The organism is Sneathiella sp. (assembly GCF_036844445.1).
In the GTDB taxonomy this organism is placed as follows: domain Bacteria; phylum Pseudomonadota; class Alphaproteobacteria; order Sneathiellales; family Sneathiellaceae; genus Sneathiella.
In genome coordinates, this window is sequence record NZ_DAIUFV010000001.1 from 353,712 (window position 1) to 378,063 (window position 24,352).

The window sequence follows — 24,352 nt, forward strand, 5'->3', positions numbered from 1 at the left end:
GAGACACCATGCAGAACGCGTCAGAGAGTATATATGCATCGCACCCGACGGAGCCCCCGCTGAAGGTGGAAGAGCGGGACGGCGACCGCGTTGAACTCGCCTTCACGGTCGACCCCGATCTCTTTCAGCTGCAGGGTCATTTCCCCGGAAAGCCGGTCCTGCCGGGCGTCGCGCAGATTGACTGGGCCGTCCGCTTCGCGCGCCGCTATCTCGGCATGGAGGGCAATATCATCCGCCTCGGCCAGCTTAAATTCTCGGCGCTGATCGTCGGCGGCAGCGAGGTCCGGCTTCGCCTCGACTGGCGGCGCGCGGCGCATCGGCTGCACTTTTCCTATCACATGGGAGAGGAGACCTGCTCCTCGGGCTTCTTTGAACTGGCTGCACAGGAACTGGCTGCACAATGAGTATCTCTCTCGCCGCTGTTGTCCCGAGTTATAATCACTATCGCCATATCGGCACCGTCGTCGGCGCGCTGACGGCGCGGGGCCTGCGCGTCTTCATCATCGATGACGGCAGCGTCGAGCCGGCAAAATCGGCCATCAGCGGGCTGCATGACCCGAAGGGCGGCGTCACCGTTCACCGGCGCGATGAGAACGGCGGCAAGGGCGTTGCGGTGATGGAGGGATTTCGCCTCGCCGCGGCGGACGGCTTCACGCATGTGCTGCAGATCGATGCCGACGGCCAGCATGACCTCAATGCCCTTCCTGCGATTATCGAAATCGCCCGGATCCATCCCAATTCGCTGGTCAGCGGCGAGCCGGTCTATGATTTCACCGTGCCGCTGTCGCGAAAATTCGGCCGCTGGATCACCCATCTCTGGGTCTGGCTGGAAACGCTGTCGACGGAAATCACCGACAGCATGTGCGGTTACCGGGTCTATCCGCTCGCCCGCACGCTCGAAGTGATGGAGAGCGAGCCGGTCGGTCATTATATGGATTTCGATACCGAAATCATGGTGCGGCTGCACTGGCGGGGGACGCGGGTCCGGATGCTGCCGGTGCTGGTGACCTATCCGCGCGACAATATCTCCAATTTCCGCCTTGGCGCCGACAACTGGCTGATCACCAAGATGCACACCCGGCTCGTCTTCGGGATGCTGAGGCGGCTCCCCGAACTGCTCGAGCGCCGCCGCCGTCCGGGGCAGGAAGTCCGCCACTGGGGCCAGATCAACGAGCGCGGGGTGACGCTCGGCCTGAAGATACTCTTCACCGCCTACCGCGTGCTCGGGCGCCGCATCTGCTGGATCCTTGCTCAGCCCGTGCTGCTCTATTTTTTCCTCACCGGCAGCGATCACCGGCGTGCGTCCCGCGACTACTGGCGGCGCATCTACGCCATGACCGATGAGCCGGGCGATGTCGGCCTGTTGCAGCTCTGGCGGCATTACCGCTCGTTCGGCAGGATGGCGCTCGACCGGCTGGCGGCATGGCTTGGCGATATCCAGCTCAGCGACATGAATATGGACGATATCCGCCGTCTCGACAGCCTGCCGCCGCCGGAGCAGGGGATCGTCGTCATCACCTCGCATCTTGGCAATGTCGATGTGCTGAGGGCCGTCGGTGCGGCGCGCGGCATCAGCAAGATCACCGTCTTCGTCCATACCCGCAACGCCGCCAAATTCAGCGAGATCCTCAACCTCGCCAACCCCGGAACGCGCGTCAATATCCAGGAGGTTGACGATATCGGCCCGGCGACGCTGATTGAGCTGCAGAAAAAGATCGACGACGGGCACTGGATCGTCATCGCCGGCGACCGCATCCCGCTCGACAAATCGAAACGCATCCGGATGATGAATTTCCTCGGCACGCCGGCGCCCTTCTCGGAGGGCGCGTGGCTGATCGCCTCGCTGCTCGGCGCGCCGGTCTATTCGCTGCTCTGCGTGAAGGAGGACGGCAAGTTCCGGGTGATGTTCGAAAAGATCGCCGATCGCATCCATCGCGGGCGCGCCGCGGACGATGGCCTCGCCGCGCCAATGGGCATCTATGTCGAACAGCTCGAACAGGGCTGCCTGCGCTATCCCGAGCAATGGTATAATTTCTATGATTTCTGGTCGCTGCCCGAAGATCACGAGATTATTGCCGAGCTGGAGGCGAAGCGGCAATGATTGCGGCCGATGTGATTGTCAAATGCCAGTTCTACGACCTCGATCCCATGGGGATTGTCTGGCATGGCAATTATCCGCGCTATTTCGAGCTTGCGCGCTGCGCGCTGCTCGACCGGCTGGATTACAATTACCAGCAGATGAGCGAGAGCGGCTATGCCTGGCCGATCGTCGATATGCGCATCAAATATATCCGCTCGATCCGGTTCGGCGAGGAAGTCCGGGTCCGCGCGATCCTTGCCGAATATGAAAACAGGCTCAAAATCAACTACCAGATCGACGATCCGGAAACCGGCGAGAAAATAACTCGCGGCTATACTATCCAAGTTGCAGTTGATCAGCAGACGGAAGAAATGTTATTCCAATCTCCGCCCGTTCTTTATGAAAAGGTAGAAAACCTGCTGTGACACGTCTTTTCTATCTCTTGGTAATGCTTCTGGTGAGCGTTCCGCTTGCGGGCGCCGGCGCAACGCCTTACAGCCTTAAAGACGGCGAGGGGCTGATGGGCCGTTTTGTGCAGGAACGCCACTTGCGAGGCTTCGAGCGGCCGATCCTCTCGGAAGGATCCTTTTTCCTGCTGCCGCGCGCCTCGCTTGTCTGGCAGACGGAGCTGCCCTTCTTCGGCCGCATGGTGATCGATGATGACGGCGTCATCCAGTCCGTCGACGGGGTCGAGGTCACCCGCCTCAGCTTCAAGCAGTTTCCCGGCTTCAAGCTGCTTCGCGATACGCTGGAGAGCAGCCTCGGCGGCAACTGGCAGCCGATCGAGGATCTGACCGGCCTGAAACTCCTGTCCGCCGACGGGAAATATTCGCTGCGCTTTACCCCGAAGGCAAGCGGGCTTAATCTTCCGTTCGCATATCTCAACTTCTCGATCGGCGAGTTTCTGGAAACCGTCGAGATCGTCAAGAGTAATGGAGATCGCGACGTGATCACCTTTTCGGAGCAACATATTGCGCCCGTTGATGAGATCGAGGCTGCGGCCCGCGTTCTTCCGGGCGCAAGACCGTGAACCGGTCAGGCTTTCGCATCTATATTTTCCTGCTGATCCTCGCGGTCGGCGTCATCGGCTGGCGGTTTCAGGACGGACTTCCGCTCGATACCAACCTGATCGCGATGCTGCCGAAATCGGAAAATGCGGAGTGGGTGACCCGCGCCGAGGCGGTGGAGCGAACGCAGGGCATGGACCAGCTTATCGTCCTCGTCGGCCATGCGGATTTTGAATCGGCGCGCGCCGCGGCCGATATGCTTGGCAAGGCGTTGATCGACGCCGGCATTCTGAAAGCCATCTTCAATGATGCCAGTCTGTCGACCTTTCGAGGCTTCGCCGAGACGCTGTTCCCGCACCGCACGGGCCTGATATCCAAGGCAGACCGTCAGCTCTTGCAGGCAGGGCAGGCGGAGAAGCTGATCGACCGGGCGATGGTTCAGATCGTCTCACCGCTCTCGGTCGTCGATGCCGAAACCATCCGCCGTGATCCCTATCTGCTGCTGCCGAACTATCTGGCGGCGGGGATGGAAAACAGCACCAAGATGCAAAGCCGCGCCAATGTGCTGACCGTGGAGGAGAAAGGCATCTGGTATGTGCTGCTGCGCGGCCAGCTTTCCGGCAACCCGTTCGACAAAACTTTCCAGACCCGAGCGCTGAAACAGTTCACCGATGCCGTCGCGCGGGCCGAAACCCGGTATGGGGCGCTCAAACTCCTGAAAACGGGGGCGATTTTTTACGGCGAACATGCTTATCGGCAGGCCGAGGGGGAGGCCGGATTTATCGGCGTCATCTCGCTGATCGGCATCGTCATCCTGAATTTCCTGATCTTCCGCAGCCTGCAGCCGCTCGTCCTCAGCCTGGTGGCGATTGCGTCCGGCATTCTCAACGGCCTCGCCATGACGCTGCTGATCTTCGGCTCCCTGCAGATGATGGCGCTGGTGTTTGGAATGGGACTGATCGGCATTGCCGTTGACTATGCGTTCCATTATTTCTGTGAGAAATTCGACCAGGACAGCCGGGTGCCGACGGCGCGCCTTCGGGCCCGGGCGATCCGCTCCGGTCTGACGCTTGGGCTGGTCAGTTCCGTTCTCGGCTTCACCACCCTTGCTCTCACGCCGTTCCCGGGTCTGCAGCAGATCGCCGTCTTTTCGGCGAGCGGGCTGGTCATGGCCTATCTGTGCGTGCTGTATGTTTTCCCCCATCTCGACCGGACGCCGTCGTTCCGGCATGGGGAAAACCTGCTGTCGGCGGCCATGTTCCCCTATAACTTCTGGTGGCGGAAGAGCTTTCGCAACTGGCGGATCGCTTTCCTCGGTATTCTCATCGTTGCCGGCCTTTTTGGCGCGACGCGCGTCACTGTCGATGATGACGTGCATCGCCTGCAATCGCTGCCGGCCGATCTGAAGGCCGAAGAAGAAGCGATCCGCGATCTTGCCGGCATCAACAACCAGACCTACCGCTTCTTCGTCCGCGGCATCAATTCCGAAGATACGCTGCGCGCCGAGGAGGCGCTCGCGCCGAAGCTCGAGGCCCTGAAGAAGGACGGGGCGATCGGCGGCTATCGCATGATCTCGCAATCCATTCCCTCGAAAGCGCGGCAGCTTGAAAACCGCGCGCTGGTCGAGAGTGAACTGATGCCGCGGCTCGAGCGGCATATGGCCGCGCTGGGATTGGCGGGAGAGACGCCCTATCGTCAGCCCGGCGACCCGCTGGAGCTCGATAAGCTCGCCGAGAGCGATATGCCGGGGCTGCTCTCGCAGCTTCGCGTCTACAAGACGCCGGGCACCATCGTGCATGCCGTGATGCTGATCGATGTGAAAGACGTCGCCGCGCTCACGAAACTTGCCGGCAGTTCGGAGAATATCGCGCTCATCAGCCACGCCGACAGCCTTTCGAAGACATTCGGCGCCTATCGCGTCCGCGCGCTGATCATGCTCGCGATCGCCTATTGCGTCGTGCTTGTCTTCCTGTCGCTCCGCTACGGGGTGCCGGGGGCGCTGAAGGTGATGCTGCCCTCGATGAGCGCCGTCGCGCTCGCGCCCTGCCTGATCGCGCTGATGGGCGAGCCCTTCACCTTCTTCAACGCCATGTCGCTCGTGCTGATTTTCGCCATCGGCCTTGATTATGCGCTGTTCATGCGCGAAGCTTCCAGGCCGCGGCAGCGCCGCTCGATGCTGGCGAACTTCCTCGCTGCGCTTTCGACGCTGCTCGCCTTCGGACTGCTGGCGCTCAGCGAGACCTTCGCCATTCATGCCTTCGGGATCACCATTCTGGTCGGGATCACGCTGGCCTACCTGCTTGCGCCCATTGCGGCGGATGCCAAACGCCCGATGACGGAGCCCCTCTGATATGCCCGGAACAGTTGAAGAATTTGACGTCGTGGTAATCGGCGCCGGGCCGGCCGGCTCGCTCGCCGCCACCTTGCTGGTGCAGCAGGGCCTGAAAGTCGTGATGCTGGAGCGCGGCACGTTTCCCCGCTTCGTGATCGGCGAGAGCCTGCTGCCGCAGTCGATGGTGTTTCTTGAAAAAGCGGGCCTTGGCCCTCGCCTTGAAGCGGCGGGCTTTCAGCATAAAGACGGCGCCGCGTTCGCCGACGACAAGCGCGTCGCTACCATCAGCTTCGCGCAAGGCTTCACGGCGGGACCGGCGACGACCTATCAGGTGCAGCGGGAGAAATTTGATCTTCTGCTTGCCGAAGCGGCGCGCGATGAAGGCGCCGATCTTCGCTTCCAGCAGGAGGTGACGGGCGTTGATCTCCAGGAGGACGGTGTGCTGATCTCGGGCGCTCGCCCGGACGGGCCGTTTCAGATCCGCGCGCGCTTCGTGGTTGACGCGAGCGGCTACGGCCGCGCCCTGCCGCGTCTCCTTGATCTCGATGCGCCGTCGGATTTCCCGGTGCGTCATGCGCTCTTCACCCATGTCAACGACCGGTTTGAGGGGCGCGCTTTCGATCGTAACAAAATCCTTATCACTGTGCATCCGACCTGCAAGGATATCTGGTACTGGATCATTCCCTTCACCGACGGGCGCGCCTCGATCGGCACCGTCGTGCCGCCTGCGGAACTTGCGAAATATCCCGGCACGCGCGATGAAAAGCTCTGGGCGATCATCCGCGAGACGCGCGATCTCAGCGCCCTGCTGGAAGGGGCCGAGCAGGTCCGCCCGGTCGCCGAATTGTCGGGCTATTCGACCAAGGTGAAGCAGCTTGCGGGGCCGCGCTTCGCCCTTCTTGGCAATGCCGGGGAGTTTCTCGATCCGGTCTTTTCCTCGGGCGTCACCGTCGCCTTCAAATCGGCTGATCTGCTGGTTGATCCGCTGATGCGCCAGCTGGCCGGCGAGACGGTCGACTGGGAGGCGGATTTCTCCCGCCCGCTGAAGCGCGGCGTGGATTGCTTCCGCGTCTTTGTCGAGGCGTGGTATCGCGGCGATCTGCAGGAGATTATTTTCAACCCGCCCGGCGATGACAATCCGATCAAGCGGATGATCGTCTCCATCCTCGCGGGCTATGCATGGGATGAGAAAAATCCGTTTGTCACGCAGGGGCGAAAGTATCTCGATATGGTCGCGATGCAATGCTCGTAAGATCGCTCGCGCTTCTGATCCTCCTGACGCTCGGGGCCTGTGCGAGCCTGCCGGGACCGGAACCGGAGGCGGGGATCGAATTCGCGCCCTGGCGATTGCCGGAGAACAAGCCGCGCGAGGTCGTGCAGGCGCTGAACGGCAGCTACGGCGCGCAGGACTTCACCTTGCAGGTCCGCCTCAGCCTGACGCCGGAGCGGATGCAGGTCGCCGCGCTCGATCTCATCGGGCGGCGGGTCTTTGATATCACCTGGGACGCGCGCGGGGTGGCGGCACGCCGCGCCGAGTGGGTATCGGCGGAGATGAACGCTGTCGATATCCTGAAAGTGATCGTCGCCACCTACTGGCCGGCCGACGATCCGATGCAGGCGCGGGTTGCCGATCGCACCGCGTCGCTTATTATCACCTATCAGACGACGCGGGAAAATGCGTGGAATGAGCAGGTCACGATCCGCGATCCAAAGTGGAATTATGAAATGACGATCATTTCCTACGAACTGGCGTTATGACGGCGGGCTACCATCTCAACGCTCTTGGCCTGATCAATGCCCTTGGCCGCGGCCGGGCGACGGTGGCGGCGGGCCTTTTTGCGGGCGATCAGCGCGGGATGTGCGCTATGGGCGGATTGCTGGAGGGGCGGCGCGTCATGGTTGGCGCGGTCCCGGGCGGGCTCCCCGAAATTCCGCCTGCGCTTCGCCGCTTCGATAGCCGCAACAACCGGATGCTGCTCGCCGCCGTCCTTGAGATTGAGGCGGAGATCCGCGCCGCGATCGCAAAATTCGGTCCCGGTCGCGTTGCCGTCATTCTCGGCACCAGCACGTCGGGTATCAGCGATAACGAGCCGGGCGTCGCTGAGAAAGTGCGGACGGGCCGCTTCCCGGAGGGCTTTGACTATGACCGGCAGGACAACGCTTCGCCCTCGCTCTTCCTGCGCGCCTATTTCGAGCTGACCGGCCTCGCCATGACGATCTCGACCGCCTGCACATCAAGCGCGAAAACCCTCGCCTCGGCGCGCCGGCTGATCGCGAGCGGGCTTGTCGATGCCGCCATCATCGGCGGCGCCGATACGCTCTGCCGCCTCACCGTGAACGGTTTCGCCTCGCTCGATCTCGTCGCCGATACGCTTTGCAACCCCTTCAGCAAAAATCGCGGCGGCATCAATATCGGCGAGGGGGCGGCCGTCTTTCTGATGAGCCGCGAGCCGGTTGGCCCCCGCATTGCCGGGATCGGCGAGAGTTCCGACGCCTATCATATGAGCACGCCCGATCCCGACGGCGCGGGCGCCTTCACCGCCATGCGCCGCGCCCTCGATGAAAGCGGCTTCGCGCCCGCCGACATCGCCTATCTCAACCTGCATGGCACGGCGACGGAGCTTAACGACAGCATGGAGGCGAAAGCCGTCCATGAGCTTTTCGGGAGCGTTCCCTGCAGCTCGACCAAGCCGCTTGTCGGCCATACGCTTGGCGCGGCGGGCAGCATGGAGCTTGCCTTCCTCTATCTCGCCCTTGAGGCGGCGGGGGGTGAATTGCCGCCGCATATCTCGGACGGCGCTGCGGACCCCGACCTGCCGCCGCTTCATCTTGTCGCAAAGGGCGAGACGGCGGCGCACAGGCGCGCCATGATGAGCAACTCCTTCGCCTTCGGCGGCAGCAATATCAGCGTCATCCTGTCAAATGAGTAAAGCGATGCAGCCCTGTCCCTACCACGTGACCGAAATCCTCTATCATGCGCCGCCGATGATCCTGATCGACCGGGTGATCGCCTATGACACGGAGACCGTCGAGGCCGAGGTCGAGATTGCGGAGACGACGCCCTTTCTGGAAGCGGGCAGGGTGCCGTCTTACGTCGGGATCGAATATATGGCGCAGTCGATTGCCGCCTACAGTGGGATCATGGCGCGCAACAGTGGCGGTGATGTCAGGATCGGCTATCTCGTCAGCACCCGCAATATGGTGCTGGAGAGCCCCTATTTCGCGCCGGGCGATCGGCTGAAGGTGACGGTCCGCCTCGTCTATAACGAAGCGCCGCTCGCCGTGTTTGACGGCCGGATCGAGCGCAATGAAAAACTTGTCGCTGAAGCGCGGCTTAATGTATATCAACCCTGAACTTTGGGGTGAGCGGAATGCAGAAACGAGTACTGGTCACGGGAGCAAGCGGCGATATCGGCCGGGCCATTGCGCGCCGGCTTGCGCGTGACGGTTTTGAAATTGTCGTCCATTGCGGGCGCAATCCGCAGGCGGGCGCCGATACGGTCCGCCTCATTATCGGGGCCGGGGGAAGCGCCCGGCTGCTGCAGTTCGATATTGCAAACCGCGATGAATGCCGGGATGTCCTCGAAAAAGAAACCGCGGAATACGGCGCTTTCTACGGCATCGTGCTGAATGCCGGGATTACCCGCGATACTGCCTTTCCGGCGATGCAGGATGAGGAGTGGGACAGCGTCATCCACACCAATCTTGATGGCTTTTACAATGTCCTGAAACCGCTCACCATGCCGATGGTCTCGGCGCGAAAAGGCGGGCGAATTGTCGTCATCTCCTCGGTCTCGGGCGTGATGGGCAATCGCGGACAGGTCAACTACAGCGCCTCGAAAGCGGGGCTGATCGGCGCGGCGAAGGCGCTTGCGCTTGAGCTTGCGAAGCGCAGGATCACCGTCAACTGCGTCGCCCCCGGCCTGATCGAGACGGCCATGACGCACGAGCTGCCGCTCGATGAGATCATGCCGATGATCCCGATGCGGCGGCTGGGCAGCGCCGATGAGGTGGCCGCGACCGTCGCCTTCCTCTGCTCAGGAGATGCGGGCTATATCACGCGGCAGGTCATCTCGGTGAACGGAGGCATGGCATGACGAAGCGCGTTGTTGTCACCGGCATGGGGGGCGTCACCTCGCTCGGCGAGGACTGGGACGCTATCTCCGCCAGGATGCGCGAAGGCAAGACCGGCATCCGCTGCATGGAAAGCTGGGATTTCTATGACGGGCTGAATACCCGCCTCGCCGGGCCCGTCGAAGGCTTTGATGTCGACAGCCGCTATCCGCGAAAAGCGCTCCGCAGCATGGGACCGGTCTCCAAGATGGCGGTTTATGCGACGGAAAAGGCCCTCACCATGGCCGGGCTTCTGAACGATCCGGTCCTCAAATCCGGCCGGGTCGGGGTGGCCTACGGCTCCTCCTTCGGCAGCACGCGGCCCGTTGTCGCCTTCACCGACCTGATGCGCGACGGACATTCAAAGGACCTCACGGCGACCAGCTACGTCAAGATGATGAGCCATACCTCGGCGGTCAATATCGGCGTCTTCTACGGGCTTTCCGGGCGCGTCATCCCGACATCGAGCGCCTGCACCTCCGGCAGCCAGGGCATCGGCTATGCCTATGAGGCCATCAAGTTCGGCATGCAGGATGTGATGGTCGCCGGCGGGGCGGAGGAGCTTTGCCCGACCATGGCGGCGGTATTCGATACGCTCTATGCCACGAGCACGAAAAACGCGACGCCGCATCTCACACCGCGGCCGTTCGACCGCGACCGCGACGGGCTCGTGATCGGCGAGGGGGCGGCGACGCTGGTGCTAGAGTCCCTCGATCACGCGCGGGCGCGCGGCGCGACGATCCTTGCCGAGATTGTCGGCTACGCCACCAATTCCGACGGCCGGCATATCACCAACCCGACGCAGGCGACCATGGAGGTTGCGATGCAGTCGGCGCTCGACAACGCGGGGCTGAACGCTTCCGATATCGACTTCATCAGCGGCCACGGCACGGCGACAGAGCAGGGCGATATCGCCGAATCCCATGCGACGCGGCAGATTCTCGGGCCCACTATCCCGTTTCATTCGCTGAAAAGCTATTTCGGGCACAGCCTCGGCGCCTGCGGCTCGATCGAGGCGTGGCTCGGCATCGAGATGATGCGCGAGGGCTGGTTTGCGCCGACGGTCAATCTTGATAATGTGGATGCGGCCTGCGCCGATCTCGATTATCTGATGGGGACGGGGCGGGAGATCGAGGTCACCCATCTGATGAGCAACAACTTCGCCTTCGGCGGCATCAACAGCTCGCTGATCTTCCGAAACGGAGCGGCGCTCTAGCTCAGGGTTGCGGGTGCCCGGGATTGGGCGCGAGCGAGATGCCGGGCAGGGCCGAGACGATGGCATTATAGATAAACTCCGGCGGATCAACGAAATCGAGGCCCGCGAGACGGTCTTCCTTCCAGACGAGATGGCAGTTGAAGGAGCCGAACCTTGGCAGCGACAGCACCACCTCATCGGTCGGATGAAAATCGTGGCGCGTCTGAAAGCGCGCGCCGCTGACGGAGAGATCCCGGACAACGCCCGGAATGGCTTGCTGGCGGTCAATGAGCCGCGCCCCCCAGAGAAGCGACAAAGTGCCGCTCCACATTACCGTTTTGCGGGCATAGCGGCGCTTCTCCGCGCCCACCGCTCCGCCATCGTTCAAGTCGTTAATCGCCCCGTCCACCCCTGTTACGTCAACCGGTTGCAAGTATAGAGAAGCGATATATAAGCGAAAAGAAATTAATTCGCGATAAAAAACAACCGAAAATATTCGCAAAAATATCGGCAATTCCATCGCAGCGGCGGCAGGGGGCGGGCAGGACTAACGTGCGGCCATTGAAGCAGAAATATCGTCTATACAGGGATTTTTACGGCAAATTCCCGCAACGATACTGGACTCCGACGGAACAGCGTATTAATTGACGTTCAACACAGGATATAGGATCTTTTGACCAGATAATCTGATGCACGTCCGGGGGCATTTCCGGGCCGCTTCCGGAGAACTGACCGTTGCAGTCTCGATATTTTCCGCCAGCCCTTCTCATGCTGATCGCCATCCTGTCGCTCGGCGCACTGCCTGCGGCCGCGCAAGGCGGGGCGGAAACGCAGGCGGCGCCGGCCGCCCCCGCCGACGACGCGGCAGGCGAGGCGGCGGCGCCCCAGTATCGCTACGATGTGACGATCGAGGGCGCGCCGACGGACGCCATCGACGATCTCCTGAATGAATCATCGCGCCTGCACCAGCTTGAGGACAGGCCGCCGCCGAGCCTCGCCGCGCTTCGCCGCCGCGCCGATGCGGATGTCGCGGGCTTTCTGAAAGTCCTGCAGTCGGAAGGCTATTATGCGGCGGAAGTGGCCTACAAGCTCGACAGCAGCGCCGATCCCGCAGAGATCCGCTTTGAGATCAAGCCGGGCCCGGTTTTCCGCATCTCCAAGTTCGATATAAACTTCAAGGGCGCGGCGGAACTTCCTGAAAAGCCCGCACTTTCCGACCTCGGAATCGAGATGGGCATGCCTGCGCGGTCGGAGCCCGTGGTGAATGCAGCCACCGATGTCGTCACCAATCTCGCCCATCACGGCTATCCGGACGCGGCGATTGAAAAGCAGGACGCCATCGTTGATTTTGCGACCGACACGATGGAAGTCACGCTCACCATCGACACCGGCGCGCTGCTCTATTTCGGCGATCTGACGATCGAGGGGCTCGATGAGGTCAAAGAGGACTACATCCGCCGCCTCGCGGAGTGGAAGCCCGGTATTCTCTACGATACCCGCGTGATTGATGATCTGCGCCGGCGCTATCTGCGCAGTGGCCTTTTCGACAGCGTTCATCTCAAGCCGCGCGGTCCGCTCATCGAGGGCAAAATCGTCCCGATCACGCTGGTCTTTACCGAGCGCGATCACCGCTCCGTCGGTCTCGGCGCGAGCTATTCGACGAGCGAGGGCGTCGGCACGCAATATTTCTGGGAGCATCGCAATTTCTTCGGCAATGGCGAGAAGCTGCGGACCGATCTCACCATCGCCCAGATCAAGCGCGAACTCGCGGTCACCTTCGTCAAGCCGAATTTCATCCAGCTCGACCAGAATTTCAACGCGAAATTCGATATCCGCCAGGAAGAGACCGACGCCTATGACGAGAATGCGGTGACCTTCTTCGCCGGGCTCGATCGCCGCTGGCGCAACCGCTGGGTTATCGGCGCGGGCGGCTCGCTGGAATATTCCCGCATCAAGGAGGACGGCGTCACCACCGATTTCATGCTGGCGGGCGTGCCGCTGACGGCGCGCTACAATAAAACCAACGATGTGCTCGACCCGACGACGGGGCGGCGCTTCAGCACGTCGCTGGTGCCCTATTTCGGCCTCAACCCGGATACGCCGACGTTCGTGCGTCTTGAGATGGACGGTTCGGTCTATTACCCGGTGATCGGCGAGGATCGCGTCGTGCTGGCGGCGCGCAGCAAGCTCGGCATGATGTTCGGCGATGACGCAAGCTCCATCCCGGCGAGCAAGCGCTTCTATTCGGGCGGCGGCGGATCGGTGCGCGGCTATAAATTCCAGAGCGTTGGGCCGCTCGATGCCGATCACGACCCGCTCGGCGGCCGCTCGCTCCTCGAAGTCGGCTTCGAGGCGCGCACCCGGATCACCGACACCATCGGCCTCGTCCCCTTTATCGAGGGCGGCAATGTCTATGAAAGCATGGCGCCGGATTTCTCGGGCGATTTTCTCTGGGGCGCCGGGCTTGGCTTTCGCTACTACACCGCCATCGGCCCGATCCGCTTCGACGTGGCGGTACCGCTGAACCGGCGCAAGAATGTCGATGACGCCTATCAGTTCTATATCAGCATCGGGCAGGCTTTCTGATGTCGCGACGGGCAAAAATCATTCTGGCGGCGGTGCTCGCGCCTCTTCTGCTGATCTTCCTCGCGCTGGCGGGCGTTGTCCTGTTCCTGCAAACCGACAGCGGGCGCGGCTTCCTGACGGCGCAAATCGAAGCGGCGGCGAGCGATCCGGCTGGCCTCACTGTCGAGATGGGCCGGCTTGAGGGCAATATCCTCGGCGATTTCACCCTCGCCGAGGTCCGGCTTCGCGATCCCGAAGGGGAGTGGCTCAGCATTGAGCGGATTGCCGCCTCCTGGTCGCCGCTTGATCTCATCTTCGGCCGGCTCACCCTCAATGCCATTACGGCCGATCAGGTGACGCTTGCGCGGACGCCGGTGCTGCCGCCTTCCGAGGAGACGCGCGCGCCCTCGGGCGGCATCCCGAAGCTCCCCGTCGCCGTCCGCCTCGCGAAATTCGAGATTGCAAATATTCATATTGCCGAGCCCGTGATCGGCGAGAGCGCGGATCTGCATCTTTCGCTCAACCTCAATGCCGAGCTTGACGAGATGATCCACAGCGAAATCCGCCTGACGGAGCGGGAGGATAAAAGCCGCCTGCTCGGCACGGTCGATTTTCACCCACGAGAGGAGACGTTGCGCGTCGATATCGACCTCACCGAGCCCGAGGGCGGGCTGATCTCGCGCCTGATGGCTTTGCCGGGCTATCCGCCCCTGCATCTTGGCATCAAAGGCGACGGGCTGCTGAAGGCGTGGAAGGGGCAGCTTGACGCGCGCGCGGGCAATCTCTTTGCGGCCGATTTCGCCGTTACGACGGCGGGCGATAAAAAGATCACTCTCACCCTCGATGGCGGCGCGTCGCTCGATGCGGCGCTCGCAAAGGATATCCCGCTGCTTGACAGCTCGCGCATACGTATTGCCGCGGCAGCCGATTATGATACGCAGAGTTCCGACATCACGCTCACCCGTCTCGATCTTGAGAATGCGGCGCTCCATGTCACGGCGAGTGGGGCGGCCAACCCTGCGAAGGAAACGCTCGATTTGCAGCTCAAGACAGAGCTTCGCGACGCCGCCCCGGTCAATGAGCTGATCGCGCCGCTCAGCCTTCAGACGGGGGCGGTCAATCTCGATCTCAAGGGTAGTTTCCGGCAGATGATTGCCAATCTCCTTGTCGATTTTGGCGGCCTTGCGGTTGAGGACAGCCTGACGGCGCGCGATCTCAGCGGCACCTTCACCGCCGATCTTGATCTTGCGGCGCTCGAAAAAATTCCTGTGCGGGGATCGGCGGCGCTCTCGGGCATCGAAAATTCCCCCGCTGCGGCGGCCCCGCTGATCGGCGAGGCGCTCGATCTTGATTTCGATCTTGTCTACGGCCTTGAGAGCGAGACGGTGACGCTCTCCTCGCTCCGGCTGGTGGCGGCGCATCTCGGTCTCAGCGGGACGGGGGAGGTGAATGTCGCGAATCTTGCGACAACGGCGGATCTCTCGCTCAGCCTCGATGATCTCGGCCAGCTTGCCCCGCTCAAGGGGCGCCTCATCGCCGATCTGCATGCAAGCGGGCCCGATATCGCCAAAGACATGACCGGCACGCTCCGCGCCCGTGCTGAGAATTTCGATCTCCAAGATCCGGCGCTGCAACCGCTGACGGGACGCGCGCCGACGCTCGATCTCGCCTTTGCGATGCGGGATGAACAGCTCTCGCTCCATGATATCCTTCTCAAGATCGCGAGCGGGGAGGTGACGGGGAGCGCGGCAATTCCGCTCGAGTTTAAGACCCTCAGCGCCGATCTCAATGCGCATCTGCCGAAGCTCGCCGTTCTCGACCCGCTCGCCGGCGTAAAGCTTGGCGGGGAGGCGCGGCTTGCGGCGCATTTCTCGGGCGCGCTTGGCGATCCCGATGTTGCGGGTACGCTCACGGGCGCGGATCTTGGCGTCAACGGGACGCCGCTTGGCCGTCTCGTCACCGATTTCCGCCTGCAGGCGCTCGCCTCTTCCCCGGCCGGTGATGTGAGCGCGCGGCTGACGCGCGGGGCGGGGCGCGCCGATCTCAGGACAAATATCGCGCTTGTCGATTACCAGCGGCTCGATCTCACCCACCTCGCGCTTTCCGAGCGTGACAACCGCCTGACGGGCGATCTCCGCATTCCCTTCGACGGGACGCCGATGACCGGCGCATTTAACGGCAATATCCCCGATCTCGCATCCCTCGCGGCGCTTGCGGGGCAGGAGATGTCGGGCATCCTGAACTTCACCGCCCGGCTTGAAAACCGCAATGGCGCGCAGGCGATCAATGCGACGCTTGGCGGCAAATCGGTCAATCTCGCGAACGGCAGCGTCGGCCTCGGGGATGTGGCGGCGGAGCTTGCGCTGACGGATGCCTTTGGTACTCCCGCGATCGCGGCGGAGGCGCGCGCGGGCGGCATCATCGCGGGCGGGCAGAAGATCCGCGAGGTGACGGCTTCCGCCGAGGGCGATCTCACCGCGCTCGGCTATCGCTTTGAGGTGACGCGCGGCGAGGCGCCCGATCTTGCCCTGAGCGGCAGGGGCGACGTAAAACTGACCGATGCGGCGACGGATATCCTGCTCGCGGCGCTTGACGGCGATTTCGACGGCCGGCCCATCCATCTCAGCGAGCCGCTTGCGCTCCGCCTTGCGGGGGAGACGGTGACCCTGCCGCGCTTTGCGCTCACCCTCGGCGAGGGGCAGCTTGCCGGGGCGGCGAGCCTCACGGCGGCGAAGGCCGATCTCAGCCTCGATATCACCCGCCTGCCGCTCGACCTTCTGGAACTCGTCAACCCCGCCCTTGCCGTCGACGGCGCACTCGATGGATCGGCGCGCCTTGCCGCGGCGAAGGGGACGCCCGCGACGGGTGCGCTCCGTCTCACCTTCTCGGATGTCCGGCTGGATGAGCCCGATTACGGCGAGCTTCCGGCTTTTGCGAGCCGCGTCGAGGCGGATCTCAACGGCGGCCGGCTCGCCTTCAACGCCGATGTGACAGGCCTTGAGGCAACGAGTATCACTCTCCGCGGCGCGCTGCCGCTCGAGATTGCGCTGGCGCCGGCAAATGCCCTGATCGATCCCGACAAGCCGATCGAGGGCACCCTCAATATTGATAGCGATGTCAACAAGATATGGCCGCTGCTTGCACTGGATACGCAGATTATGCGCGGCCAGTTGAAAGGGAACTTCACCCTCGGCGGCAGCATCAATGCGCCGCGCCTGAACGGTCAGGCGCGGCTCAGCGAGGGCTATTTCGAAGATACCGAGCAGGGCACGATCCTGCGTGACATGGCGCTCTCGGCCGATCTTCGCGATGACACGAAGCTCACCATCGACCTTTCTGCGAAGGACACGCAGGGCGGGACGCTGAAAACCTCGGGCAACGTCGATTTTGAAAGCCTGAGCAACCCGGTAGTCGATCTGAAAGTCGCGCTCGCCCGCCTGCAGGTGATCAACCGCGATGAGATCATGGTCATCAGCGACGGCGATATCGCCATTCGCGGCGAGGCGCTCGATCTCGATGTGACCGGCGATATCACGACGGAGGAAGTCGAGCTCAATATCGGCGGCTCGGTCGCGCCGAGCGTCGTCAGCCTCGATTACCGCGCCATTAACAAGCCCGGCGCGCCGGTGAACGGCGAGGAGCCGGAGCGGCAGAAGCCCTCCACCATCGCGCTCGATCTCGGCCTGCATATGCCGGCCCGCGTCTTTATCCGCGGCCGCGGCCTCGATTCCGAATGGCGCGGCGACTTCACTATCACGGGAACGGCGGCGAAACCGCGCATCGAGGGCAAGCTGATGCCGGTGCGCGGCCAGTTCACCTTCGCCGGCAAGGCGTTCGTGCTGCAGGAGGGGGAGATCGCCCTTCTCGGCGGCGACACCATTGACCCCGAACTCTCGCTCGCCGCGCAGTATCAGGGCGCCAATGTGACGGCGATCGTCTCGATCACCGGCACGGCGACGAACCCGAAGATCAGCTTCTCCTCGCCGGACGGGCTGCCGCAGGACGAGGTTCTCTCGCAGGTGCTGTTCGGCAAATCATCGGGCAAGCTCTCGGCGATTGAGGCGGTGCAGCTTGCCGAGACCGTCGCGACGCTCTCGGGCAAGCTCGGCAGCGGCGGTGGGATCACGGGCTTTGTCCGCGATACCATCGGCGTTGATGTGGTCAGCGCGCGGACCAACGAGCAGACGGGCGAGGCCGAGGTGAGCGTTGGCAAATATGTCACCGACAAGATCTATGTCGGCGTCGATCAGGGCGCCCAGTCCGGCACCCGCGCCAAGGTGCAGATCGAGCTTACCCCCAACATCTCCGTTGAAAGCGAGATGGGGCAATCGACCGACAGCAGCGTCGGAATTTTCTGGAAGTGGGATTATTGAGGAGGCGGGACCAAGCGTGCCCCGTTTCGGACATAATTCAAATTTAATTTTTAAATCAGCCACCTGTTCCATTTTTTAAAGAGTATCAGACAATGACAATTGATCAAAAACGGCCAATCAGGCTTCTTAAAGCGGGTCTTGCCGCCACCCTTGCCGTCACCTTTCTCGCCGCCGATATCGCGCCGGTCTTCGCCGATCCGCCGCCCTGGGCGCCGGCGCATGGCTATCGCAACAAGCACAAGCATAAACATAAACACAAGCATAACGGCCCGGACTATGTCGTCGCGCCGGTGCCGTTCGGCATCGACATGGGCCGCTGCAACCGCGAGATGCTGGGCAGCGTTCTCGGCGCGGCGGCGGGTGGCATCGCCGGCTCGCAGGTCGGCAAGGGGGATGGCAAGGTCGTCGCCGTCATCGGCGGCACCATCATCGGCTATCTGATCGGCGGCGCCATCGGCCGCTCGATGGATGAGATCGACCAGAACTGCATCGGCCAGGTCATGGAACATGCCGAGGACGGGCAGGACATCATCTGGACCAATTCGCGGAGCGGCGCCGTCTATGAAGTGACGCCGCAATCGACCTATCGCGAGCGGAGCGGCGATTACTGCCGCGAATATACCGCGATGGCCGAGATCAACGGCCGCCAGCAGCGGACCTACGGCATCGCCTGCCGGCAGGTCGATGGAAGCTGGAAGCTGAAAAGCTGACCGGCCGCTTTTTCTCTGGGCAAGCTTCCCGCCGTTGTTATGATGGCGGGAAGAAAAAGACGCCGGGAGGAGGGGGCCTTATGAGCTATCAGCACATTTCCGTCAGTTCTGACAATCACGTCACGCGCATCACCTTCGAGCGGCCGGAGGTGATGAACGCCATCAATCCGTTGATGCATGAGGAACTGCAAGCCGCGCTCGATGCCTTCGCTGCCGATGAGGATCAGTATATCGCCGTCCTCACCGGGCGCGGGGAGCGCGCCTTCTGCGCGGGCAGCGATCTTAAGGCCATGGCGGCCGAGACGGACCGCGGCAAGCGCAAATATCCGAAGAACGGCTACGCCGGCCTTATCGAGCGGTTTGATCTCGACAAGCCGCTGATTGCCGCCGTCAACGGCGTCTGCATGGGCGGCGGGTTCGAGATTGCGCTCGCCTGCGATCTCATCATCGCGACTGAGACCGCCCGCTTCGCCCTGCCCGAGCCGCATGTCGGGGCGGTGGCGCTCGGCGGCGGGCTGCACCGGCTGCCGCGCCAGATCGGCCTCAAGCAGGCGATGGGCCTTATCCTGACGGGCCGCGCGGTGAGCGCGCGCGAGGGCGAACGGCTTGGCTTCGTCAATGAAGTCGTCGCAACCGATGCGCTTACCGCAGCCGTTGACCGCTGGTGCGCCGAGATCCTTCGCGGTGCGCCGCTCTCACTCCGCGCCTCCAAGGCGACGGTGATGCAGGGGCTGGACGAGCCCTCGCTCGCGGCGGGGATAAAGAACCAGGCGGATTATCCCGCCTATCGCCGCTGGTTCCAGTCCGATGATCGCATCGAGGGGCCGCGCGCCTTTGCGGAAAAACGCAAGCCCGAGTGGAAGGGGCGCTGACGCGCCCCGCCGCGCCCCCTCGCGCGCCTTACTTCTTCACCCGCCGCCAGTGCAGATGATGCTCATAGACATTGCCGGAGCCGGTCGTCTCGGGCCGCGTTTTGAGGATGATATCCGCGCCATTCGGCACCACTTTGCGGATCAACGGGTTGCCGAGCCAATGCGCAATGGTCGAATACATCACGTCGTGATAGACCTCGTCCCCCTCCAGCCGGAAGGTGCCGCCATAGGCGAGGCTGGTGTTGGGGTCGGGGTTCGCGCCATGCGGCGCATTGCGAAAATCGTTGCGCATCAGAAAGCCGCTCATCCGCCCCTCGGGCGTGTAGATGACCTGCCCGAGCGCATCCTCGCCCATCGGATAGCCGATCGGCTCGCCATTCTTGATGCCCCGCCAGCTGACCAGTTCCCAGCTTCCGATCAGATCCTCGCGCGTAACCATTGCCACTCTCCTGTTGTTGTTTTTATGTTTCTCTCGATGCCTATTCGTAACATCTTGCATGAGCGGGCAAAAGCGGGAAAATAGGCGGTAAGGGAAGGAAGGGCCATGTTGCAGATCGTCCGGGTGGATCATATCGTGCTCCGCGTTCAAGATGCGCCGCGGATGATCGCCTTTTACCGCGATGTGCTCGGCTGCGCCCTTGAGCGCACGCAGGAGGAGATCGGCCTCTACCAGATGCGCGCCGGGGACGCGCTGATCGACCTTATCACCGTGGACGGCGAGCTTGGCCGGCGCGGCGGCCGCGCGCCGGGCGAGGAGGGGCGCAATCTCGATCATTTCTGTCTTGCCGTCCGCCCGTTTGACGAGGCGGCCATCCGCGCCCATCTCGCGGCGCACGGCATCGAGGTGGGCGAGTTTGGCGTCCGCTACGGCGCGGGCGGCTTCGGCCGTTCTGTCTATTTCAAGGATCCCGAGGGCAATGTGATCGAACTCAGAAGCCCGTCCGGGCAGGGTTGAGGGAGGGGGAATGGCGATCTCAAAATCTCTTGCCGCGCTTTTCGCCGTGGCGTTTCTCGCCGCGCTCCTCGGCGCGCCGCAAGCGCCGCTTGCGGAGGCCGCGCGGAGTGAGGCCAACAGCGCCGCGCTCAAACAGATCATCGATGAGGCGCGCGAGAACTGCCGCTCGGTGGAGGGTGGCATCTTCTCCGTTGGTGAGGGGGCGATCCATGATGTCGATGTCAGCGGCGACGGAGAGCCCGATGTGATCGTCGATAGCGCCGGCTTCAACTGCACCACCGCCGCCTCTTTCTGGTGCGGCTCGGGCGGCTGCATGCTGAGCGTGGTGATCGACGGGGAGGGCTATGGCTTCCTGACGCAGGGTTGGGAGATCGTCGATCTTTACAATTACCGCGTCCTGCTGCTCGCCGTGCATGGCATGGAATGCGGCGGCAGCAATGTGCGCAAATGCGTCCGCGCCGAGGTCTGGAGCGAAGGCGCTTTCCGATCGCCCGGGCGGGAGTAGGGCCGTCATGCGCGCGCTCTGGCTCACTATTTATTTCGCCGTTCTCGCCTGGAGCGTGATCAATCCCAAGGGCTACGGCATCTGGTTCCTCGAAGTCTCCCCGGCGCTGATCGGACTTGTCGTCCTTGCTGTAACATACCGGGAATTCCCTTTAACGCCGCTCCTTTACACCCTTATCCTGATCCACTGCATTATCCTGATGGTGGGCGGGCATTATACGTACGCCGAGGTGCCGCTTTTTGATTATATCAAGCCGTGGTTCGGTTTTGAGCGCAACAATTACGACCGGCTCGGCCATTTCGCGCAAGGCTTCGTCCCGGCGATCATCGCGCGCGAGGTGATCATCCGCCGCCATCTCGTGCCGTCGGCCGTCTGGCGCAATATCTTCACCGTCTCCGTCTGCCTTGCCTTCAGCGCCTTTTACGAGCTGATCGAATGGGCCGTCGCGCTGCTCAGCGGGAGCGGCGCGGATGAGTTTCTTGCAACGCAGGGCGATGTCTGGGATACGCAGGCCGATATGGCGCTCGCGCTCCTTGGCGCCATCCTCGCGCTCCTCCTCCTCTCGCGCCTGCATGACCGGCAGATTGCCGCGATCGGGGCCCGACCTTAACCGAGATCGTCGAACGGCGCCCCGGTGACGCCTGATTTCTGACACGAAATTATGGTGACTTCTTGGTTAATATTTACCGCTCATTAAGACGCCGCTGCTAACCTGTCAAACTCTTGTTATCCATTCGCTTAAACCGCGCCGGCGATGCGCTCGGATCGGGAAGGAGGTTGGGGAATGCGTTTTCATAAACTGTCGATACTGCTTGGCGTGCTGGCGGGATCGCTCCTATTTGCCGCCGGCTCGACCGCGACCGCCGAACATGTAATGAACCTCTTCCGCATCGGCACGGGCGGCACGGGCGCGACCTATTACCCGGTCGGGCAGGCCATTGCGAAGATCATCTCGAACCCGACCAGCGCCACCGAGTGTGATCCCGCCTGCGGCGTGCCGGGGCTGCTCGCCGTCGTCCAGACCGCCAACGGCTCGGTCTCCAACGTCGAGGATATCCAGGAGCACAAGATCGAAAGCGGCTTCAGCCAGTCCGACGTCGCCTACTGGGCGGCGACCGCCACCGGCGTCTATGAGGGGCAGGCGCGCAACGAGACCCTGCGCGGCATCGCCAGCCTCTACCGCGAGGATGTGCATATCGTCGCCCGCAAGGACGCCCGCATCACGCGTGTCGAGGATTTGCGCGGCAAGCGCGTCTCGCTCGATGATCCGGGATCGGGCACGCTGGTCGGCGCGCGCATCATCCTCGACGCTTTCGGCCTCACCGAGGACGACATGCAGACGCAGTATATCAAGGCCGCCGATGCGGTGGAGAAGATCCGCGACGGCAAGCTCGATGCCTTCTTCATCATCACCGGCAGCCCGCTCGAGGCAATCGTGGAACTCAGCGACGCGGGGCTTGTCACCCTCGTCCCGATCACGGGTCCCGCCGCCTCGCGCCTGACGTGGGAGAACCCGTTCTTCTCGCCGAGCACGATCCCCGCCGGCACCTATGCGGGCATTGATACGGTGCGCACGCTCGGCGTTGCCGCGCTCTGGGTCGTCAGCAGCCAGCAGCCGGAAGAGCAGGTCTATGAAATCACCCGGACCTTCTGGGAAAATCTCCCCGCACTTAAGAAGTTGGGTTTGCATCCGAAAATTGATAAAATTTCCCTCGCGAACGCCTTTACCTCGATGAGTGTGCCCTTGCACCCCGGGGCGCTCCGCTATTATCAGGAAGCGGGCTTGGTGATTAATCCTGAAAAATTTTAGCCGGATTTGATTTCAGTCGGATGTTTTTAACTCAACTAGCACAAATTGCGCGGAGATTTCGCCCCCATCACCTGCTCCGACGGCAGAACAGCTATCTCCTCGCCATTTTCGGCCTGACGCTGTTCGTGACCGGAACGGTGCGTTATATCCAGGTATCGCTTGCCGATATCGAAGAATCCATCCCGCTCAAGGTGATCGAGGATTCGCAGGCGATGTCGGCTATCCTGTTCGATATCAACGAGGTGACGCAGGGGCTCGCCGTCGCCAAGCTTGCGCGCGGGGAGGAGCGCGAGAAGCATCTTGCGGAAGTACGCCAGCGGCTCGACCATGTCACGGATATGCTGGAAATCAAACGCATCGAATACAGTTTCGATAACCTGATCGGCACCGCCGCCATCTATGGCGTGATCAGTCCGGCGCTGTATGATATCCGCGGCTGGATGACGGAGGGCATCAGCGGCCTTGCCCCGACCAATGACATGGTGATTGTCGCCATGCTGGATCGGGCCCGCACGGCGCTGGTCAAGGCGGATGCGCTGCAGGTCGAGGCAAACGGCGCGGCGGTCGCGCTTCTCCATGCGCAGGCCGAAAAAATCTCCGTCTTCCGTCAGGCCGTGCTGCTGGTTCTGCTTGGCCTTGCCGCGCTGGCGGCGGTGCTGATCTATTATATCTACAACCGCCGCGCGTTCGAGATCGCCCTGCAGCAGAGCGAATGGAAATACCGCCGCATCTATGAAAATGCGACGGAGGGGATTTTCCAGGCCAAGGGCGATGGCACGCTGATTAATGCCAATCCCGCCATGGCGACTTTCCTCGGCTATAATTCGAGCGAGGAAATGAAGCGCTATGTCAAGCTGTTGCAGGATGATGTGTATCTTGATCCGGAAGTGGCGAAAAAGCATTACATGCTGCTCAGCAAGCGGCAGTATCTGATCGACGAGATTTACCAGTGGCGGCGCAAGGACGGGTCGAGCACCTGGGGCGCTATCAATGCGCATGGCGTGTTCGACACGCGCGGCCGGCTGCTCTATTTCGAGGGGACGCTGACCGATATGAACGACCGCGTGCGGGCCGAGGTCAATCTGCGCGAGGCGAAGGAAATGGCCGAGCTTGCGAATCGCGCGAAGTCGGAATTTCTCGCCAATATGAGCCATGAGCTGCGCACGCCGCTGAACGCCATTATCGGCTTCTCGGAGCTGCTGACGTCCGAAGCCTTCGGCACGCTCGGCCATCCGAACTACAAGGAATATGCCTCCGACATCAAGGGCGCCGGGCGGCACCTGCTCGGGCTGATCAATGATATCCTCGACGTTGCCAAGATCGAGGCGGGGCATCTGCAGCTCTCGGAGCGCAAGATCGATCTCGAGACGATTATTCAGTCCTGCTTCCGCATGCTGTCGGTGCGCGCGCTGGAGGCGGGGGTGAAGCTTGAAACCGAGCTTCCTGACAAGCTGCCGCTGTTCGTCGGCGACGAGACGCGGCTGAAGCAGATTATCGTCAACCTGCTCTCGAACGCCGTCAAATTCACCAACAGCGGCGGCACGGTGACCGTCGCCGTCGACGTGCGGAGCGATGACGGCCTCAATATCCGGGTCAGCGATACCGGGATCGGCATTGCGGAGCGGGATATTCCGCGCGTCCTCGACCGTTTCGGGCAGGTGCAGACCAACTACGCCCGCAACAATGAGGGGACGGGGCTCGGCCTTACGCTTGTCCAGATGCTGGTGGATGTCCACGGCGGCAGCTTCCGGCTCGAGAGCGAGGTCGGCGTCGGCACCGTCTGCACCGTCATGTTCCCGCCCGAGCGCACGCTCCGCCTCGCCGAGGTCGTCTGA

The 24,352-nt window shown here is 62.5% G+C and carries 22 protein-coding genes; 20 read left to right on the plus strand and 2 right to left on the minus strand.

Annotation, left to right across the window (positions count from 1 at the left end; translation table 11 throughout):
• Positions 1-8: 8 nt before the first annotated feature.
• From V7Z56_RS01630 to V7Z56_RS01680, 11 genes are read left to right on the plus strand one after another with little or no spacing between them, the layout of a single operon-like run.
• Entirely contained in the window at positions 9-404 is a 396-nt protein-coding gene (locus V7Z56_RS01630; protein WP_334127598.1) for an ApeI family dehydratase, read from the plus strand.
• Positions 401-2,101 carry a glycosyltransferase family 2 protein gene (locus V7Z56_RS01635; protein ID WP_334127599.1) on the plus strand — a complete coding sequence of 567 codons (1,701 nt, stop codon included), beginning with the start codon at positions 401-403 and terminating at the stop codon, positions 2,099-2,101. Before V7Z56_RS01630 ends, V7Z56_RS01635 begins: the two co-directional genes overlap by 4 nt.
• Positions 2,098-2,505, plus strand: coding sequence for an acyl-CoA thioesterase (locus tag V7Z56_RS01640; protein ID WP_334127600.1), 408 nt, complete (start codon positions 2,098-2,100; stop codon positions 2,503-2,505). The genes V7Z56_RS01635 and V7Z56_RS01640 overlap by 4 nt, the downstream gene beginning before the upstream one ends.
• Complete coding sequence (locus V7Z56_RS01645; protein WP_334127601.1) at positions 2,502-3,110, plus strand: LolA family protein; 609 nt, start codon at positions 2,502-2,504, stop codon at positions 3,108-3,110. Before V7Z56_RS01640 ends, V7Z56_RS01645 begins: the two co-directional genes overlap by 4 nt.
• Positions 3,107-5,437 carry an MMPL family transporter gene (locus V7Z56_RS01650; RefSeq protein ID WP_334127602.1) on the plus strand — a complete coding sequence of 777 codons (2,331 nt, stop codon included), beginning with the start codon at positions 3,107-3,109 and terminating at the stop codon, positions 5,435-5,437. The genes V7Z56_RS01645 and V7Z56_RS01650 overlap by 4 nt, the downstream gene beginning before the upstream one ends.
• A gap of 1 nt (position 5,438) precedes the next feature.
• Positions 5,439-6,671 (plus strand): NAD(P)/FAD-dependent oxidoreductase, encoded by a 1,233-nt coding sequence (locus V7Z56_RS01655; RefSeq protein WP_334127603.1) that lies wholly within the window; start codon positions 5,439-5,441, stop codon positions 6,669-6,671.
• On the plus strand, positions 6,662-7,177 hold the full coding sequence (locus tag V7Z56_RS01660) for a DUF3261 domain-containing protein (protein WP_334127604.1): 516 nt from the start codon (positions 6,662-6,664) through the stop codon (positions 7,175-7,177). Before V7Z56_RS01655 ends, V7Z56_RS01660 begins: the two co-directional genes overlap by 10 nt.
• Entirely contained in the window at positions 7,174-8,349 is a 1,176-nt protein-coding gene (locus V7Z56_RS01665) for a beta-ketoacyl-[acyl-carrier-protein] synthase family protein (protein ID WP_334127605.1), read from the plus strand. The genes V7Z56_RS01660 and V7Z56_RS01665 overlap by 4 nt, the downstream gene beginning before the upstream one ends.
• Before the next feature lie 4 nt (positions 8,350-8,353).
• Complete coding sequence (locus tag V7Z56_RS01670) at positions 8,354-8,773, plus strand: ApeP family dehydratase (protein WP_334127606.1); 420 nt, start codon at positions 8,354-8,356, stop codon at positions 8,771-8,773.
• A 17-nt stretch (positions 8,774-8,790) separates the two neighbouring features.
• Positions 8,791-9,516, plus strand: coding sequence for a 3-oxoacyl-ACP reductase FabG (fabG, locus tag V7Z56_RS01675; protein WP_334127607.1), 726 nt, complete (start codon positions 8,791-8,793; stop codon positions 9,514-9,516).
• Entirely contained in the window at positions 9,513-10,748 is a 1,236-nt protein-coding gene (locus V7Z56_RS01680) for a beta-ketoacyl-ACP synthase (protein WP_334127608.1), read from the plus strand. Before fabG ends, V7Z56_RS01680 begins: the two co-directional genes overlap by 4 nt.
• A 1-nt stretch (position 10,749) precedes the next feature.
• Here V7Z56_RS01680 and V7Z56_RS01685 read toward each other — a convergent pair whose 3' ends face one another.
• Positions 10,750-11,115, minus strand: a complete 366-nt coding sequence (locus V7Z56_RS01685) for a PilZ domain-containing protein (protein ID WP_334127609.1) — start codon at positions 11,113-11,115, stop codon at positions 10,750-10,752.
• A gap of 347 nt (positions 11,116-11,462) precedes the next feature.
• On the opposite strand from V7Z56_RS01685, the gene V7Z56_RS01690 reads away from it, so the two are divergent.
• The 4 genes from V7Z56_RS01690 (at position 11,463) to V7Z56_RS01705 (ending at position 19,247) form a co-directional block, all read left to right on the plus strand.
• Positions 11,463-13,313 (plus strand): autotransporter assembly complex protein TamA, encoded by a 1,851-nt coding sequence (locus V7Z56_RS01690; RefSeq protein WP_334127610.1) that lies wholly within the window; start codon positions 11,463-11,465, stop codon positions 13,311-13,313.
• Complete coding sequence (locus V7Z56_RS01695) at positions 13,313-17,665, plus strand: translocation/assembly module TamB domain-containing protein (protein ID WP_334127611.1); 4,353 nt, start codon at positions 13,313-13,315, stop codon at positions 17,663-17,665. The genes V7Z56_RS01690 and V7Z56_RS01695 overlap by 1 nt, the downstream gene beginning before the upstream one ends.
• A 92-nt stretch (positions 17,666-17,757) precedes the next feature.
• Positions 17,758-18,375: an RT0821/Lpp0805 family surface protein gene (locus V7Z56_RS01700; RefSeq protein ID WP_334127612.1), complete on the plus strand. Its 618-nt coding sequence runs from the start codon at positions 17,758-17,760 to the stop codon at positions 18,373-18,375.
• An 80-nt stretch (positions 18,376-18,455) separates the two neighbouring features.
• Positions 18,456-19,247 (plus strand): enoyl-CoA hydratase-related protein, encoded by a 792-nt coding sequence (locus V7Z56_RS01705; protein WP_334127613.1) that lies wholly within the window; start codon positions 18,456-18,458, stop codon positions 19,245-19,247.
• Between the two features lie 28 nt (positions 19,248-19,275).
• Here the strand turns inward: V7Z56_RS01705 and V7Z56_RS01710 are convergent, their stop codons facing one another.
• A complete protein-coding gene (locus V7Z56_RS01710) occupies positions 19,276-19,686 on the minus strand; it encodes a lipocalin-like domain-containing protein (RefSeq protein WP_334127614.1) in 411 nt (136 codons plus the stop codon).
• A gap of 105 nt (positions 19,687-19,791) precedes the next feature.
• On the opposite strand from V7Z56_RS01710, the gene V7Z56_RS01715 reads away from it, so the two are divergent.
• The 5 genes from V7Z56_RS01715 (at position 19,792) to V7Z56_RS01735 (ending at position 24,352) form a co-directional block, all read left to right on the plus strand.
• On the plus strand, positions 19,792-20,202 hold the full coding sequence (locus V7Z56_RS01715; protein WP_334127615.1) for a VOC family protein: 411 nt from the start codon (positions 19,792-19,794) through the stop codon (positions 20,200-20,202).
• 10 nt (positions 20,203-20,212) lie between these two features.
• Positions 20,213-20,707, plus strand: coding sequence for a hypothetical protein (locus V7Z56_RS01720; RefSeq protein ID WP_334127616.1), 495 nt, complete (start codon positions 20,213-20,215; stop codon positions 20,705-20,707).
• A 7-nt stretch (positions 20,708-20,714) separates the two neighbouring features.
• Positions 20,715-21,317, plus strand: a complete 603-nt coding sequence (locus V7Z56_RS01725; protein ID WP_334127617.1) for a DUF2238 domain-containing protein — start codon at positions 20,715-20,717, stop codon at positions 21,315-21,317.
• A 174-nt stretch (positions 21,318-21,491) separates the two neighbouring features.
• A complete protein-coding gene (locus V7Z56_RS01730; RefSeq protein WP_334127618.1) occupies positions 21,492-22,517 on the plus strand; it encodes a TAXI family TRAP transporter solute-binding subunit in 1,026 nt (341 codons plus the stop codon).
• A 20-nt stretch (positions 22,518-22,537) separates the two neighbouring features.
• Positions 22,538-24,352 (plus strand): sensor histidine kinase, encoded by a 1,815-nt coding sequence (locus tag V7Z56_RS01735; RefSeq protein ID WP_334127619.1) that lies wholly within the window; start codon positions 22,538-22,540, stop codon positions 24,350-24,352.

What these genes read in the sequence shown, in the direction of transcription:
- V7Z56_RS01630 (WP_334127598.1), top strand. Translation starts at nt 9, where the DNA reads ATGCAGAACGCGTCAGAGAGTATATATGCATCGCACCCGACGGAGCCC.
- V7Z56_RS01635 (WP_334127599.1), top strand. Translation starts at nt 401, where the DNA reads ATGAGTATCTCTCTCGCCGCTGTTGTCCCGAGTTATAATCACTATCGC.
- V7Z56_RS01640 (WP_334127600.1), top strand. Translation starts at nt 2,098, where the DNA reads ATGATTGCGGCCGATGTGATTGTCAAATGCCAGTTCTACGACCTCGAT.
- V7Z56_RS01655 (WP_334127603.1), top strand. Translation starts at nt 5,439, where the DNA reads ATGCCCGGAACAGTTGAAGAATTTGACGTCGTGGTAATCGGCGCCGGG.
- V7Z56_RS01660 (WP_334127604.1), top strand. Translation starts at nt 6,662, where the DNA reads ATGCTCGTAAGATCGCTCGCGCTTCTGATCCTCCTGACGCTCGGGGCC.
- V7Z56_RS01665 (WP_334127605.1), top strand. Translation starts at nt 7,174, where the DNA reads ATGACGGCGGGCTACCATCTCAACGCTCTTGGCCTGATCAATGCCCTT.
- V7Z56_RS01670 (WP_334127606.1), top strand. Translation starts at nt 8,354, where the DNA reads ATGCAGCCCTGTCCCTACCACGTGACCGAAATCCTCTATCATGCGCCG.
- fabG (WP_334127607.1), top strand. Translation starts at nt 8,791, where the DNA reads ATGCAGAAACGAGTACTGGTCACGGGAGCAAGCGGCGATATCGGCCGG.
- V7Z56_RS01680 (WP_334127608.1), top strand. Translation starts at nt 9,513, where the DNA reads ATGACGAAGCGCGTTGTTGTCACCGGCATGGGGGGCGTCACCTCGCTC.
- V7Z56_RS01695 (WP_334127611.1), top strand. Translation starts at nt 13,313, where the DNA reads ATGTCGCGACGGGCAAAAATCATTCTGGCGGCGGTGCTCGCGCCTCTT.
- V7Z56_RS01700 (WP_334127612.1), top strand. Translation starts at nt 17,758, where the DNA reads ATGACAATTGATCAAAAACGGCCAATCAGGCTTCTTAAAGCGGGTCTT.
- V7Z56_RS01705 (WP_334127613.1), top strand. Translation starts at nt 18,456, where the DNA reads ATGAGCTATCAGCACATTTCCGTCAGTTCTGACAATCACGTCACGCGC.
- V7Z56_RS01710 (WP_334127614.1), bottom strand. Translation starts at nt 19,686, where the DNA reads ATGGTTACGCGCGAGGATCTGATCGGAAGCTGGGAACTGGTCAGCTGG.
- V7Z56_RS01715 (WP_334127615.1), top strand. Translation starts at nt 19,792, where the DNA reads ATGTTGCAGATCGTCCGGGTGGATCATATCGTGCTCCGCGTTCAAGAT.
- V7Z56_RS01720 (WP_334127616.1), top strand. Translation starts at nt 20,213, where the DNA reads ATGGCGATCTCAAAATCTCTTGCCGCGCTTTTCGCCGTGGCGTTTCTC.
- V7Z56_RS01725 (WP_334127617.1), top strand. Translation starts at nt 20,715, where the DNA reads ATGCGCGCGCTCTGGCTCACTATTTATTTCGCCGTTCTCGCCTGGAGC.
- V7Z56_RS01730 (WP_334127618.1), top strand. Translation starts at nt 21,492, where the DNA reads ATGCGTTTTCATAAACTGTCGATACTGCTTGGCGTGCTGGCGGGATCG.
- V7Z56_RS01735 (WP_334127619.1), top strand. Translation starts at nt 22,538, where the DNA reads ATGTTTTTAACTCAACTAGCACAAATTGCGCGGAGATTTCGCCCCCAT.